General features: G+C 59.1%; 14 protein-coding genes and 1 pseudogene. 7 read left to right on the top strand and 8 right to left on the bottom strand.

Annotated elements, in window-relative coordinates; all coding sequences use genetic code 11:
* Nucleotides 1-274: 274 nt before the first annotated feature.
* The 3 genes from PDMSB3_RS05020 (at nt 275) to PDMSB3_RS05010 (ending at nt 3,262) form a co-directional block, all read left to right on the top strand.
* The gene (locus PDMSB3_RS05020) at nt 275-1,336 is read left to right on the top strand and encodes an MFS transporter (protein WP_165185248.1); all 1,062 of its coding nucleotides are present in this window, start codon (nt 275-277) and stop codon (nt 1,334-1,336) included.
* A gap of 123 nt (nt 1,337-1,459) precedes the next feature.
* Entirely contained in the window at nt 1,460-2,098 is a 639-nt protein-coding gene (locus tag PDMSB3_RS05015) for a glutathione S-transferase family protein (RefSeq protein WP_165185245.1), read from the top strand.
* Nucleotides 2,099-2,254: 156 nt separating this feature from the next.
* Nucleotides 2,255-3,262 carry an LLM class oxidoreductase gene (locus PDMSB3_RS05010; RefSeq protein ID WP_232064116.1) on the top strand — a complete coding sequence of 336 codons (1,008 nt, stop codon included), beginning with the start codon at nt 2,255-2,257 and terminating at the stop codon, nt 3,260-3,262.
* A gap of 22 nt (nt 3,263-3,284) precedes the next feature.
* Here PDMSB3_RS05010 and PDMSB3_RS05005 read toward each other — a convergent pair whose 3' ends face one another.
* On the bottom strand, nt 3,285-4,223 hold the full coding sequence (locus PDMSB3_RS05005; protein ID WP_165185242.1) for a LysR family transcriptional regulator: 939 nt from the start codon (nt 4,221-4,223) through the stop codon (nt 3,285-3,287).
* A gap of 297 nt (nt 4,224-4,520) precedes the next feature.
* On the opposite strand from PDMSB3_RS05005, the gene PDMSB3_RS05000 reads away from it, so the two are divergent.
* From PDMSB3_RS05000 to PDMSB3_RS04990, 4 genes and pseudogenes are all read left to right on the top strand, one after another.
* Nucleotides 4,521-5,999, top strand: a complete 1,479-nt coding sequence (locus PDMSB3_RS05000; RefSeq protein ID WP_232064114.1) for an MDR family MFS transporter — start codon at nt 4,521-4,523, stop codon at nt 5,997-5,999.
* Nucleotides 6,000-6,505: 506 nt separating this feature from the next.
* Nucleotides 6,506-6,772: a DUF4148 domain-containing protein gene (locus tag PDMSB3_RS04995; RefSeq protein WP_165185239.1), complete on the top strand. Its 267-nt coding sequence runs from the start codon at nt 6,506-6,508 to the stop codon at nt 6,770-6,772.
* 507 nt (nt 6,773-7,279) lie between these two features.
* Nucleotides 7,280-7,453, top strand: coding sequence for a hypothetical protein (locus PDMSB3_RS38280; protein WP_197740212.1), 174 nt, complete (start codon nt 7,280-7,282; stop codon nt 7,451-7,453).
* Nucleotides 7,454-7,465: 12 nt separating this feature from the next.
* Nucleotides 7,466-7,990 (top strand): annotated as a pseudogene (locus tag PDMSB3_RS04990) (oxidoreductase); the annotation flags it as partial.
* An 86-nt stretch (nt 7,991-8,076) separates the two neighbouring features.
* On the opposite strand, the gene PDMSB3_RS04985 reads toward PDMSB3_RS04990, so the two are convergent.
* The 7 genes from PDMSB3_RS04985 to PDMSB3_RS04955 form a co-directional block, all read right to left on the bottom strand.
* A complete protein-coding gene (locus tag PDMSB3_RS04985) occupies nt 8,077-8,988 on the bottom strand; it encodes a LysR family transcriptional regulator (protein WP_165185237.1) in 912 nt (303 codons plus the stop codon).
* A gap of 261 nt (nt 8,989-9,249) precedes the next feature.
* Nucleotides 9,250-10,182 carry an electron transfer flavoprotein subunit alpha/FixB family protein gene (locus tag PDMSB3_RS04980; RefSeq protein ID WP_165185234.1) on the bottom strand — a complete coding sequence of 311 codons (933 nt, stop codon included), beginning with the start codon at nt 10,180-10,182 and terminating at the stop codon, nt 9,250-9,252.
* A 22-nt stretch (nt 10,183-10,204) separates the two neighbouring features.
* Nucleotides 10,205-10,954 carry an electron transfer flavoprotein subunit beta/FixA family protein gene (locus tag PDMSB3_RS04975; protein WP_165185232.1) on the bottom strand — a complete coding sequence of 250 codons (750 nt, stop codon included), beginning with the start codon at nt 10,952-10,954 and terminating at the stop codon, nt 10,205-10,207.
* A gap of 47 nt (nt 10,955-11,001) precedes the next feature.
* Nucleotides 11,002-11,463 carry a PaaI family thioesterase gene (locus PDMSB3_RS04970; protein ID WP_165185229.1) on the bottom strand — a complete coding sequence of 154 codons (462 nt, stop codon included), beginning with the start codon at nt 11,461-11,463 and terminating at the stop codon, nt 11,002-11,004.
* The gene (locus tag PDMSB3_RS04965) at nt 11,453-12,625 is read right to left on the bottom strand and encodes an NADH:flavin oxidoreductase/NADH oxidase (RefSeq protein ID WP_165185226.1); all 1,173 of its coding nucleotides are present in this window, start codon (nt 12,623-12,625) and stop codon (nt 11,453-11,455) included. Before PDMSB3_RS04965 ends, PDMSB3_RS04970 begins: the two co-directional genes overlap by 11 nt.
* A gap of 106 nt (nt 12,626-12,731) precedes the next feature.
* On the bottom strand, nt 12,732-13,391 hold the full coding sequence (locus tag PDMSB3_RS04960; protein ID WP_197740211.1) for a TetR/AcrR family transcriptional regulator: 660 nt from the start codon (nt 13,389-13,391) through the stop codon (nt 12,732-12,734).
* 119 nt (nt 13,392-13,510) lie between these two features.
* Nucleotides 13,511-14,668, bottom strand: a complete 1,158-nt coding sequence (locus tag PDMSB3_RS04955; protein ID WP_165185223.1) for an acyl-CoA dehydrogenase family protein — start codon at nt 14,666-14,668, stop codon at nt 13,511-13,513.
* Between the last annotated feature and the right edge of the window lie 9 nt (nt 14,669-14,677).

Raw genomic sequence — 14,677 nt, 5'->3', positions numbered from 1 at the left:
ACAGCGGCGAAATCTCAATTCGCCGGCGACGGCTTTTTCTCACTCGCCGCGCGAGCTACATTTTTCGCAGGAGATATTGGTAAGTTAATTGTCTGAGTCTATGCCACGTCTCCAGCTCCTAGCGGTCCACTTTTTCCACGCCAGGCCGATAGCGCAAGACCACACGACAAGGGACCCGTCTGTACGGTCGATTCGATTGCCCCAGCGCGACTGGGGGGCGCGGATGTACTGAAAAGGTCGCTGTGCCGCGCCGTGCGACTAGAAGGAAGTTTCGATGGGTGCTCTCATTCTGGCAGCAAGTCTCGTGATGCCGTTGGCGACCATATTTTCGCCGGCGGCCAAAAGAACACGGCTGCTTACGGCTGTTCTGTTCTGCCTCGCGGTTTGCAGTTGCCTTTGTGCAATCAACCCCGCATTTGGCACGGTCTTTGGCTTGCCAAGTTTCTCTCTCTCGCTTCACCCAGCTCTTCTTCATCCCGTACTTCTGGCAGGCGCCGTTTCCAGCGGTGGGGTCAATGACGGAGCAGTTGGTTTGCCATGGCAAGGAACCTCTTCGGCGAGAAGCGCATTATTTGGTCTTGTACTCGGACTGCCGATGGCGACCTGGCTCTCGACGAAGTTTCCTCAACCAGTCTCGTTCGTTGCCGCTGCCTACCTCACGGCAGCCATCGGCATATGGATGATGCTCCGACATCGCCGCAGAAGCCCGGGTCATGCGGCAGTAACCAAGCTGGCGTCCCCTGTCCGGCTTACGGGTGTCATATGGGTCTCCCTCGCGGCGATAGCTCTGCAGTACGCCGCGATGTTCTCCGTCTTCAGCAACTCCTTGCACCTTCTCACCGACCAGCCAGCAATCGACTTTCCGTTCGCCAGTCTGCTGATGGTCCTGTTCGGTGTTGGTGGCATCGCGGGTGCTCTCCTCGCCGGGGGATTTCTGCGCAAGCAGCCGGCTCTTACCGCCCTTATTCATCCCATCGCTCTGGCATCTGTCTATGTGCTGCTATACCTGTTCGCTCACGGCCCTGACGCGTTGACTGCTGTAGCCGTCTTGAGCTGGGGTGCAACGCATTCAGGCGGCATGCTTGTCACACAGTCGACGTTGCGTTCACTTGCTCCAGAAACACCCGATGTCACGACAGCACTGCACGTCTGCGCCGGCTCCGTGGGCGTGCTTGCAGGCGTGGCTGTCGCGGCCGTGTTTGCGTCTGCACTTGGCTCGACGGGCTTCCTGCTTTGCGGTGTCGGGCTCGCCATCTGCTCGCTGGCCGCCGTCGCTACGCAGCTCTCGCGGATGGACCTGGATGCCCCGATTGTCGCTCGCGATTCTACAGACTGACTCTCAAACCGCTGTTTATCGAAGGCCTGATTTTGACCATACTTCATCCCAACGGTGCACCACGGCGCACCACCTGAAACCCGGTCCAAGCCGGTCAATCATCTACGTAGGACGACGCTCAAAATGAAACTCTACATCGCCCAGGCTACCTGCTCCCTCGCCGCACAGGCCATCGCTAACGAAATCGGCCTGACGCCGGAACTGGTCCACTTCGACGTGTTCGGCAAGTCGACCACCGACGGCACGACGTTCTCTGATGTCAACTCGCTTCTCTACGTGCCGGCGCTGCTGCTGGACGGCGAAAAGGAAGCGTTGACCGAAACCATCACCATCACGTCCTATCTCGCCGACCAGCATCCGGAAACGAACCTGATTCCGAAGCACGGTACGATTGAGCGCGCTCGTATGGACCAGTTGCTGACCTTCATCGCTACCGAAATCGCGCAGAAGCACATCCCCCTGATGCGCAAGCTGATGACCCCGGAAGGCATCGAATTCCATACGAACAAGTTGCTCACGGCATACGGCGTGCTCGACAAGCAACTGTCCGACGGTCGTTCGTACCTGACGGGCGAACAGTTCACGGTTGCTGACGCTTACGTGTGGGCAACGCTGTGGCACGAGCGTTCGGGCGTCAACCTGGACCACCTCAAGAACCTGGCTGCCTTCATCGCCCGTATCGAAGCCCGCCCGTCTGCCCAGAAGGCCCTGAAGGACGAAGCTGAACTCGTCGCGCTGCACAAGGAACAACTGGCTGCGTAACGTCTTTCGGGCGGCGTTAGCCGCTCGGTCCTGACCAATGAACTCCTCGCTCTACGGCGAGGAGTTTGTTTTTTTGTCGGTTGGCGCATCTCGCATCTGCCGCGCCGCGAAACAAACCAGCGTTGTCCTCCTTGATTCGATACCAGTCGAACAGCCATGAACGAGAACATCATGAGTAATGCATCCGGCCCTGGCACCTCGTTACCAGTCGAGCTCGCAACGCACCGGGGATTTTCCCGCGTATTTCAACCGGGCAAACTGACGTTCGGCTTTATCGCTCCACTCGAAGGGTATCCTGACTCGCCAGGTCCTTCGCTTGCAGACCACGCGGCAATGGCTCAAAAGGCGGACCGAATGGGTATGGCTGCGCTGTGGCTACGTGACGTTCCCTTCTATGACCCGAACTTTGGCGACGTCGGGCAGATACTCGACCCTATGGTGTACGCGGGCTGGCTCGCCGCAGTCACCCGAGATATTGCAATCGGAACCGCAGGTATCGTTGCGCCGCTGCGGCATCCTCTGCTTGTCGCGAAGCAGGCAGCCACCGTCGACCAGCTTCTAGGCGGGCGCTTCCTGCTCGGACTCGCCGGCGGTGACCGTCCGACGGAGTTTCCGGCGTTTGGTCTGCCATACGTAAATCGTGCTGAGCGCTATCGCGAAGCACGCGGCATCATCAGGGCGGTCACGGAGGATACGTATCCGGTAATCGAGTCCGAACATTATGGGAACCTGCGAGGACAACTCGACATGGTGCCTCGTCCGCTTGGCCCAAAGCTACCAACGATTGCCATCGGGCGCGGCGGTCAGTCCGTCGAATGGATTGCGGAGCATATGGATGCGTGGATTTGGGCGGGCTTTGACGCGCGGACCATGACAGACGTCATTCCGCGCTGGCGCGCCGCTTGTGCTGGGATGAACTTCAAGCCGTACGGCTACGGCACACTTTTCGATTTGCACGAGGACCCGGATGCGCCGGTCCAGCCAGGACGGGTCTTACGGGCCGGGCGCAATACGCTTATTGAGTTCTGGAAGATGCAGGAGGAGGCGGGCATAGCGCACGTCGGATTGCACATGAAGCCCACGCGGCGGCCTGCGAGTGACATTCTTGACGAACTCGCCGAGTTCGTTCTGCCGCACTTCCCTGCCCACAAGCGAGAGGTGTGAACCTGACCGCGAAGTTGGACCGTCAGCTTTCGAGCTCAACAAGCTCTTTCTGGATGAGTGGGTTCGAAGACGACTCCTGTTCAAACGCTTCAACCAGAAAGTCTACAAAGGACCGGACGCTTGGCGCGAGATTGCGCCGACTCGCGTAGGCGACACTCAACCCGTCAGTCGGCATACAAGCGTCCGTCGGCACCTGTACAAGACGGCCATCGGTCAGGTCGTGCTGGACGATATATCGCGGCAGCAGTGCGGCGCCCATGCTTTCCAATGCCATGTTTCGCAGCACTTCTGCATTGTTCACCTGCAGGCGCGATGCACCCACTGCGTGTTCGTTGACCCACCGATGAGCGACGCCTGCTGCCGCGCCGGCTGAAACGTCCTCGAGATACAGCAGATTCAGGCGGTCAAGATTGAGCGCCGCTTCCTGCATCCCGTACGGCACCAGATAGTCCGGGGTTGCAACCAGGCACAAGTCCCACTGTACAAGTCGCCGCCTGACTACAGAACTGTGATGAGGATAGTCGTCCGCAGCAATGACAACATCAAAGCGCTGCTCGACAAGGTCAATGGCCCCGCTGGTCAACGCTATCTGGAGCGTGACGGCTGGATAGCGGAGCCCGTATTCCTTCAGAATCCTCGCCAGACAATGAGCTCCAAGCGACCCTTGCACTGCAATTCTCAGTGTTCCGGACGGTGCATTGCTCGCTGCCAGCAGCGCTCCCTCAACTTCGTCGATGTCCGCGACAATCCCCCGCACCTTCTCCAGCAGGATGCGCCCGGCCTCGGTCAGAGTCACGCTGCGCGTTGTGCGCTGAAGCAAACGCGCATCAAGGCGTTCCTCGATTGAAGAGATGTTCCTCGTGACTACTGCCGTAGAAACGTCGAACTGCTCAGCCGCGCCCACAAAGCTGCTCACTTCAGCGACCTTCACGAACATTCGGAGTGACTGTAGATAATCCATTTGCGTCGATTCTTAAGGTCTCGCCAAGAGAATTGCAGCGCTATTGCGCCACGAGAAACTCTAAGGCCACGAACCGCCACAAATAAAGCCCGACATCCCGAATTGACTTTTCAGCCTTGCTCGACAATCGGTATTTTCTTCATCATTGGACGCCCGAGGCGCCACTGTTATTCGGTGTTTGAGAAATGGTTTTTCGCGCGCAGCGAATAGTGATGATTCGTTCGACGGGCATAATCGACAGGTGCGCCGGCGCATGCGATGCCGCCTTCGAATGTCCTTGATGTCCCAGCGAACAGCATGCCACATACAACTACCGTCCGCCCTCTTGTCGTCATCTCGGTGATGGCCTCGATGGCAATGGTCGCTATCGAGGCGACCATCGTCTCGACCGCCATGCCACAGATTGCGTCCGAGTTAGGCGGTCTTAATCTCTACAGCTGGGTGTTCTCTTCGTTCCTGCTTACGCAGACCGCCTTGACAGTCGTGTTTGGCAAGCTCGCTGACCTGTTCGGACGGAAGCTAGCCATACTCTCTGGCATCGCAGTCTTCGTACTGGGCTCCGTGCTCGCGGGCTTCTCATGGTCCATGCCCGCTATGATTGTATTCCGGCTGATACAAGGCATCGGGGCCGGCGCCATCTTGCCCGTCACGTTGACCATTATTGGCGACCTGTACCCGCCGAGAGAGCGTGGCAAAGTTCAGGGGTATCTCGCAAGCGTCTGGGCCGTATGCGCCGTCCTTGGCCCAACGGCAGGTGGATTGCTGATTCGCGAGCTCTCCTGGGGCTGGATTTTCTGGATAAACGTGCCAATCGGGCTACTGGCCTCAATGGGGTTTGTCTACTTCTACCACGAGGAAAAGCCCCGAGGCCGCCCACAGATTGATGTGGCCGGGGCGGCACTTTTCACGATAGCGGTTGCGGCCCTGATGATGCTGCTCACCGACGCGGGAAGTGCGAGCGGTGTGCGTCTCGGAGTCGAGCTTGCGACGCTCCTGATAAGCAGCATCCTTTTCTTTGTACAGGAACGGCGCGCGGTTGACCCGATGATGTCGTTGAGCCTATGGGCACATCGACCAGTTGCTGTCTGCAACGCAGCGACCGTGCTGACGGGCATGTCCCTGATGGGGCTCACTACGTTCCTGCCAATGTATGTTCAGGGTGTGATGCATCGTACGCCTGTAGAGGCAGGCATGACCCTCACCATGATGATGGTGGGCTGGCCGTCTGGCGCGACCATTGCGTCCAGAACGTTCCACCGTATCGGACTGCGTCGGATACTTGTTTACGGTAGTCTCTTCGTGCCCGCAGGCGCCATCCCTTTCGTACTGATGACAGCAGAAAGTAGCGCGCTTTTTGCCGCAATTGGGTCGGCCGTCATGGGGTTCGGAATGGGCGTGCTGAGCGTCAGCTGCATGGTCCTGATTCAGGAGATTGTGCCCGCGGCTCAGCGAGGTAGCGCAACTGCTTCAAACCTGTTTTCGCGCAATCTCGGCAACACGCTTGGCGCAGCGGTGTTCGGTGCAATTGTGAACTACGGCCTGGCCCACACCAATGGCGCTCCTCCCGTCACTTCGGAAGAGCTCGGTCGCCTGCTTGCCTCCCAAGCTGAGAAGTTTGCCGCCAGCGACGCGCTGAGGCTCGCCTTGCACCACTCTCTGCACGTGATGTTCCTTTGCATGTTCGCGGTAGCCGTGTGCGCCTTCCTTGCGATGCTGTGCGTGCCGTCACTTGACATCACGAAGATGAGCAAGGTGCATGAAACAGCGGAGCCCTGAATTCAATCCGAACATCTCGGTACCTACTGCTCATCAATGTTCCCGGGTTCTCGCTGAGAGTCTCGGAACCGGGCATCGGCAAACTTCGCGAACGCGAACAAAGCGACAATGCCTACAGGGCTGACGACAAAGAATACAATTAACACGACGACTCCAACCGGACGTTACCAAATCCAGTCTAGGTCGCGCAGCGGCGCTGATAATCGTGAAAATCGCGAATACTCCATTCGCACGGGGTGAATTGCTGAGCAGACAAAAGCGGTACTGTGGCTAGCTATCTAACCAGAAAATAGTGGTAGCGCGCTCCACTGGCACCGAACTGTCCTCGACGATTAGTCTTCAATTCGTTCATGGCGAATTGTGTTTTACCTCGCAAGCGCCTTTCACCCTGCTGACTTGCCACGTACACTTCCCCGTCAAGTGTCGCAGTGCTTGTTTTATGGCATCCCACGACGGCGTCGAATTGTTCTGCGCGCACGCCGCTTTATCCCGTTCAAATTCCTAAAATGTTGAAAGTGACTATCTCCGCGGTATTGACTGCTGCAACCGTATTTCTTTGTGCGCCGGCATCCGCGCAGCAAACTCCGAAGACCCGCGCACAGGTTTCCGCGGAGCTCGAAGAACTTGTCAGTGTCGGCTACCAGCCCGGTTCCGAGCGCACCCAATACCCGAGGGGTCTACAGGCTGCACAACAGCGCGTGCTGGAGCACCGTGCAAAGGCTGCAACCGGTCTGAGAGACAGCAACGATGCCGTGGATAACGTCCACCAGTAAGGACACAGCCCAATCCTAAGGGAGTATCGCGACCGTTCAAGGACTTCGGCGCACCGAGTCCCTACTCGTCGCGCTACCTGCTCTGGCCGAAAAGCCAACCAAAGAATATTGCGTAGAAGGTGCTTCGTTCTTGCCTTCACCTCACCCCGGTTAGACGAAAGCCGCGCGCGACGCAATAGAGAATTGACTCCCGCGAAGCGACAGAGGGTCTCCCGACAAGGGCTTTTTCTCACCCGAGTTCTAAGCCAGTATTTAGCGAGCGCGAACGGTTCCTCCGCAGCTCACCGCGGCAAGGGCCGTTCGCACTCCCTCTGGCACATCGCCATGATGGATGCCGCATCTAGCTCGTGAACAGGACAGAGCAGATTCGACGCGCCTATACCAGACGGGAGCGAATGCGCCCTTGCAGTTTTCTCGGTGTCGTGTCGCCGGAAAAGCCTCATTGCGCCCAGTCACGGTCGGGTGCCCCTCTAAGACAAAAGCTGGATTCCGATGCAGGAGTTTCACATGAGCGCACACCACTCCAACAAACCGGTAGAACCCATCGCCGCGGAACGTACCGCGAAGCTATTCGAGCCGGTACACGTTGGCAGCCTGCCCCTGAAGAATCGCGTCATCATGTCGCCGATGACCCGTACGATGGCGCCGGCGGGCGTGCCCGGTGAGGCGAATGCAGCGTAGTACCGCAAACGGGCTGCGGGCGGTGCAGGCCTCATCATCACGGAAGGCACGTGGGTCCCGCACGACGCAGCAGCGAACGAAGTGGGCGTTCCCCGTATGTACGGCGTCGAAGCGCTCGCGGGCTGGAAGAAGGTCGTCGACGCAGTACACGCCGAAGGCACGCCCATTCTTGCGCAGCTTTGGCACGTCGGTCAGATGAAACAGCATACGGTCGATGGCCTGTATGAGGCTAAGGGCGCGGACTATAAGCCGCCGCGTCGCGTCGGTCCGTCAGGGCTCTTCGGTGGCATCGGCAAGCCGACCATTACGGTGGGCTCCATCGGCATGACGGGTGAGCATATCGACACACTCATGGGGGACGGCAGTAATGTTGCGTCGCTCGACAACCTGCTGCAACTCGCCGACCGCGGCGACTTCGACCTGATTGCCGTGGGCCGCGGCATGCTGGTCAATCCGGACTGGGCGAACAAGGTTCGCGAAGGCCGCATCGACCAGCTGAATAACTTGAATCCGGAAGTGCTGAACGGACTCATCTAAAGCACGCCTGCGCCAGCCTGTTGTCAATATCCGAGCGACGGGACACGCGTCCTGCCGCGAACCATAAAGAAACGGGCTGGCTTGTCTTATCGAGTGTCATGCTGGAGGTCTTCCGCGAGCTGGTTCAGGACCGCCCGTGTCTTTGTCGCCATCTTTTGACCCAAGGGAATAATGGCGTGAACCGGCAAGCCATCCACATCCGCGCCCGGCAGAACGTGCTGAAGCCGACCTGCTTCAACATGGGGTTGCGCGATTCGGTCCAGAAGCTGAGAGACGCCCAGTCCGTTCGAGAGTGCCTCGATAAGCGCCTGACCGTCCTCAACAATAATCGCGGGCTCGGGTAAAACGCTGCGAATGCGGCCATTTTCGTTAAGTGCCCATGGCCGTAGCCGACCCGACGTGCCACGGAAAAGGACTGCATCGTGCGACGATAAATCGCCGACAGCGTGGACCATTCCGCGTCCAGCCAGGTAGTCCGGAGATGCATAGAGACCAAAGCGGGTCTCGCACAACTTCCGCACAGTCATGTCGCTGTCTGTGGGAAGCTCACCAATTCGCACCACAATGTCCCAGCCATCTGCCGTGGGGTCAGACATTTTGTCGCTGAATGCCAGCTCAAGCGTCAATTTCGGATAGCGGCGGCGCAACGTCGCGAACGTCGGGAAAAGCAGTCTTCCAAACGATGCCGGCAGGTCCAGTCGCACCCGGCCGACTACCTCGTTCCGGCGAGCCGCGAGTTCCCGCTCTGCCTCGCGCAATCCGCCTAGCGCCAACTGTACCGCCTGCAGATACGTCTCACCATCCTCTGTCAGCCGGACCGCACGAGTGGTCCGTTGGAACAGTCGGGTATCCAGGCGCTCTTCGAGCCGCTGAACAATCTTGCCTACATTGGACTTGCCGGTGCCGAGTGCTTCAGCGGCTTTCGTGAAGCTTCCCGTCTGCGCAACCGCCTCAAAAGCCGTGATTTCTGGAATAGATACATCTGCACGGTCCACCATCGCTAGCTCCATTAGACATGCGCCGTTCCAGACAAAAAGAAGCGCAGGCGGACTATACGTGATGGCCCCGGGACGCCGAAAGGTCGACCTGCCGAATTAATTTTTCGTCGCGGGCTGACAATCAGCGCGAGACTAGCAAGCGCGCAAAAACAAGTTCTTTCCTGACGACCCAGCAGAGGAACCCGAACCCGGCGCCGAAGAAATGGAGCACCGGGTCCGAAGCGGCTTTCCGTTGCCCTGCGCACCGGATTTCCGCTTCCATCAGAGCGTTTCAGCCAGCTCCGGAATCACCGAGAAGAGGTCCCCAACAAGTCCGTAGTCGGCGACACCGAAGATAGGCGCCTCAGGGTCCTTGTTGATGGCGACGATGACCTTGGAGTCTTTCATCCCGGCAAGGTGCTGAATGGCGCCCGATATGCCTATCGCAACGTAGAGCTGCGGCGCGACAATCTTGCCGGTCTGGCCGACCTGATAGTCGTTGGGGACAAAGCCGGCATCGACCGCTGCCCGCGAGGCACCAAGCGCTGCGCCCAACTTGTCGGCCAGCGGTTCAAGCACCTTCGTATAATTCTCCCCGCTGCCGAGCCCGCGTCCGCCTGACACGATAGTGTTCGCGGAGGTCAGCTCCGGCCGGTCGAGTTTGGTCACCTCGCGACTCACGAATTGCGACGTTCCGGCATCCGGTCCAGCAGCGACAGTCTCGACCACCGCCGCTCCGCCTTCATGAGCGACGGCGTCGAAGCCGGTCGTACGCACAGTGATGACCTTGATGCCGTCGTGAGACTGGACCGTAGCGATGGCGTTGCCCGCGTAAATGGGGCGTTGAAACGTATCCGCGCTCTCGACCGCGATGATGTCGCTGATTTGCGCCACATCAAGTCTTGCAGCAATGCGCGGCGTGACGTTCTTGCCGGAAGCTGTCGCCGCGGCGAGGATGTGCGAATAGTTTGCCGCACTAGCGAGAACGGTCTCTGCTACGTTTTCCGCGAGCCCGGCTTCGAGATGCGGCGAATCAGCATGAAGGACCCTGGTTACGCCGGCTACCCTTGCGGCGGCCTCCGCTACGCCGTGCGCATTGAAGCCGGCGACCAGGATGTGAACATCGCCGCCTATCGCTTGCGCGGCAGCAACTGCGTTCAGTGTGGCCACTTTAAGGGCCGAGTTGTCATGCTCTGCAATTACCAGAATCGTCATTTCCCTGTTTCTCCGGATGTCTTCACAGCACCTTGGCTTCGTTCTTCAGTTTCTCAACCAACGCCTTGACGTCAGGAACTTTGACGCCGGCAGAGCGCTTCGGCGGCTCGACCACCTTAAGCGTCCTGAGCCGCGGCGAAACATCGATACCAAGTTCTTCCGGCTTGAGGGTTTCCAAAGGCTTCTTCTTCGCCTTCATGATGTTGGGCAACGTCACGTATCGCGGTTCGTTGAGTCGCAGGTCCGTCGTTACGACGGCAGGCAGTGTCAACGAGAGCGTCTCTGCGCCGCCATCGACCTCGCGAGACACCAGCGCTTTGCCGTCCGTCACGGTCAACTTCGAGGCAAACGTAGCCTGAGGGAGTCCGGCCAGCGCAGCCAGCATCTGCCCGGTCTGATTCGAATCATCATCGATAGCCTGCTTGCCAAGGATGATGAGCTGCGGTTGCTCCTTGTCAACCAGCGCCTTGAGCAGCTTGGCCACCGCGAGCGGTTGCAGCTCCTCGCCGGATTCAATGAGGATGGCACGGTCTGCCCCAATCGCTAGGGCTGTACGGAGCGTCTCCTGCGCCTGCGCGACACCGGCGGACACTGCGATGACCTCCGTCGCAACACCAGCCTCCTTCAGGCGCACGGCCTCTTCAACGGCAATTTCATCGAACGGATTCATCGACATCTTGACGTTTGCAAGGTCAACGCCCGACCCATCCGACTTCACACGCACTTTCACGTTGTAGTCGACCACTCTCTTCACTGGAACGAGAACTTTCAATTCAGAACCTCTTTGCTATGGCTGTTTAATCTTCCAGACGGATGTCTTTACTCGGACGTCGACGCCGAAAACACTCCACTCGCCCGCACCACCAATCGGCCACCCTCGCCGCGAATGACGCACGACGCGAATCTCACACGGCCCGCAGCCTTGTCAATGGCCACGGTTGCCTCAAGCCACTCGCCAATGCGGCCGTTCGAGACAAAATCGATATTCAGGCTGACCGTTCCAAATCTGGTAGGGCGTGGACCAATCTGGAGCAGGTTGAAACCGATGGCATAGTCGGCCAATGTCGCGAGCATTCCGCCGTGAACGTTGCCGCCCTGGTTACGATGGCGCTCAAGCATCCGGCTGGCAATGCACAGGCTGCCCCCAGCATCCTCCCGCATATAGACCGGGCCTACCGTGTCCAGAAAGTCTTCCGATGGCACGGGGCGGAAACCGGCTGGGACGACCCAACCGGCCGTTTCCAGCTCGGAATCAATCTCAGGCGTGGTGTCAGTAGACATGTTGGTGACCTACGGGTCGCGGTACGCCCGCTTCGTCCATCGATTTAATCAGGCGCGCACGCTTGGCCAACCACCAGCCATAAGGAGCGGGCCACCCATCAAAGGTGTCCTGCCCCAGCTCGTGTCGCGCATGCAATGCCCAGTTCGGGTTGTGAAGCGCCTCACGGCCGATGCCAATGAGGTCCGCCTGTTCGCCCTCCAGTACTTCCTCGGCCTGCTGTGCGTTGATGATGAGCCCGACAGCCATCGTCGAGATGCCCGCTCCCGCGCGGACACGGGCGGCGTATGGCACCTGGTGCCCATACGTGCGTGGCAGGCGACTGGAGACCGTCGCAAACCCGGAGATTCCACCCGACGAGCAGTCGACAACATCGACACCCAGTGCTTTAAGCTCTCGCGCGAATGCCACGGTGTCCTCGATGTCATAGCCACCCTCCACGCCATCAACCGACGAAACGCGGCACATCAACGGTTTCTCCGCCGGCCAGACCGCGCGTACCCGCTTCACAATTTCGAGCGGATACGCCATGCGGCGCGTTGCGTCACCGCCATATTCGTCGGAACGCTGGTTGGCGACCGGGGAAAGAAACTCGTGCAGAAGATAGCCGTGGGCACAGTGAACTTCCAGAACGTCAAAGCCCGCGTCAGCCGCGCGACGGGCGGCAGCCTCCCATGCGAGCGCAACCTCTTCCAGTTCACGCCGGCTCATCTCCATCGGTTCGGGCCAGCCATCGGCAGCCGCAATGGCTGAGGGCGCAACGGTCTGCCAGGCGGGCTCGCCGCGCGCAGCCTCTACATCGGTCAGAACACCGTAACCTTCCCACGGGCGCTGCATGCTGCCCTTCCGGCCTGAGTGGCCAATCTGCAATGCCGGGACGGAGCCTTGCGAACGAATGAAGGCTGCGACTCGTGCCAGTGGGGCGACGTGGTCGTCGCTCCAGAGCCCCAGGTCTCCGTATGTGCCGCGTCCATCAGGAGAAACCGCTGCGGTTTCGACCATGACCATCCCGGCACCGCTCTGCGCAAACTTGCCGTAATTGACGAGATGCCAGTCGTTGGCAAATCCGTCTTCAGACGAATAGGTGCTCATCGGGCTGATGACAATGCGATTGGGCAAGGACACCGAGCGCAGCGTCAGTGAAGAGAACAGTCTGGGATTCAAGGCTTACTCCGCAAAAGAAAAAATAACAGCAACTACGGTCGAACGGCGTTACGAGATAGAACAGAGGCGAGCCTGACACCCCAGAGTCCGCTGCCTACGAGCAGCCTTACTTCAGACCATGCCGTACGAGCTTCATGTAGGTGTCCACTACCCACTCAGGCAGCTTCGACTTCTCATGGCCCTTTACATATCTCATGTACAGATAACTTCGGGCCGACTGGAAGATGTAGGCCAGCGCCTCGAGCTCCCTACCGTCAAACCGCTTGATTTCACCGTTGGCCACGCTTCGCTCAAGAGAATGAACGTAGTGCTCGGTGAGCAACTTCATATGCGCCGCGTGGGCGATTGGCGCCGCAACCTCGGCTTCATTTAGCACGCGAACAAATCCGGGATTGGTCCGCAGGTAGGAGAAGAACGCTCTGAAGCCGCGCTCCTCGACTTCCAGAAAGGACTCAGCCCCATGCACCTTCTTGCTGATGTACGCAAGCATGTCGACACCCACATGGGGGAGCAGCACATCAAAGAGCGCCTGGCGCGATTCGAAATACAGATAGAAGGTGCCCTGCGCAATGCCTGCCTCCTCGGTAATCCGGCCGATGGATGCTTCCGCGTACCCATGCCGCCCGACAACCGTCGATGCCGACGCAAATATCCTGTTTCTCAGTTCCTCAGCCCGCATCTCTCGGGTAGAGCGTCTTGCCTTGCCCGCCGGGCGAGGAACGTCCTTGTCTGTCACTTCAGAAGTCATACCGGCTGCCTCGTTCATGTCGTGTCCGCTATCTGCCATCTGCCAAAGGGCGAGATGACGCCCAGCGATTTACGGCTCAGGTCATAGTCATCCCAGGTCCCAGAAAACACGATATTACCGGTGCCTCGCCACTTGCTTCATTGCCGCTTCATCCATTTGTAGATGTTGTTACGCTGGATAGCCGACGAACCGCCGATGATTGGCAGGGCAAGCGAGTCGCGAACGTATCGCTCGACGTCGAAGTCCTTGACGTACCCATACGCGCCGAAGATGGTCTGACACTCGAGAGAAATCGCCTTGCCGGCTTCTGTGGCAAAGAGCTTGGCCATCGAAGTCTCGCCGGTGCACGGCAAATGCCGGTCTGCGAGGCTCGCCGCGTGATAAAGCATCAGGCGGGCCGCGTGAAGGCGGGTCTTCATTTCCGCCAGCTTGTGCTGGACAGACTGATAGTTCCCAATCGCCTTGCCGAACTGCTGCCGCTCGCCCGCATACGTCCAGGCATCATCGAGTGCGGCCTGGCCGATGCCGATTGCCATGGCCGCGACTTCGAGCTTCTCTACATCAAGGCCCGAGCCAAGCACCATTGGCCAGGCGCCATTCCACTTTTCCACGCCTCCGACGATGCTCGACAACGGCAACTCCACATCTTCGAACGTCACGTCAGTCGTGGGGAATCCCTTCAGGCCAAGACCGTTGATTGGCTCAATTGTCACGCCGGCCTGGGTCGGCGGAATCAGGAGAAGCGTCAGATTCCGGTAGCGCTCCTCCTCTGGCCCGGTCCGCACGAGGGCATAGATGTAGTCACTCACGCCTGCCCCGGAACAGAAGCGCTTGGCCCCGTTGACGACGATGGTGTCTCCCCGGCGCTCGGCCCTCGTCCTCATGCTGGCGAGGTCGGAGCCTACATCCGGCTCAGTCCATCCGTAGGCGAAAATCATGGAACCGTCGACCACCCGCGGAAGAATCTCCTCTTTCTGCTGCTGGGTTCCGCACTCGACGATATTCATCCCCGCGTAGCAGGCGGCGTTGATATACGGGAGGGCAACAGCAAGGCTTCTTCGCGCGAGCTCCTCAATGACCACCATCGTGCCAATGATGTTGCGACCGAGACCGCCGTACTCCTCGGGCACTGTCAGCCCGAGTACGCCGAGTCCGGCTAGCTTCTCGAAAACCTCGCGAGGAAACCGGTTTTCCTTATCCCACTTCGCTACTAGGTCCCGAGGCATCTCCTTGTCGACAAATCGACGGAGGGTGTCGCGCAATTGACGAATATCGTCCGACTCTGTGAAATCCACGATGAAGTT

This window comes from Paraburkholderia dioscoreae (assembly GCF_902459535.1).
Classification (GTDB): domain Bacteria; phylum Pseudomonadota; class Gammaproteobacteria; order Burkholderiales; family Burkholderiaceae; genus Paraburkholderia; species Paraburkholderia dioscoreae.
Note: the sequence above shows the minus strand (reverse complement) of the source record. Positions and strands in the feature narration are given on the sequence as shown.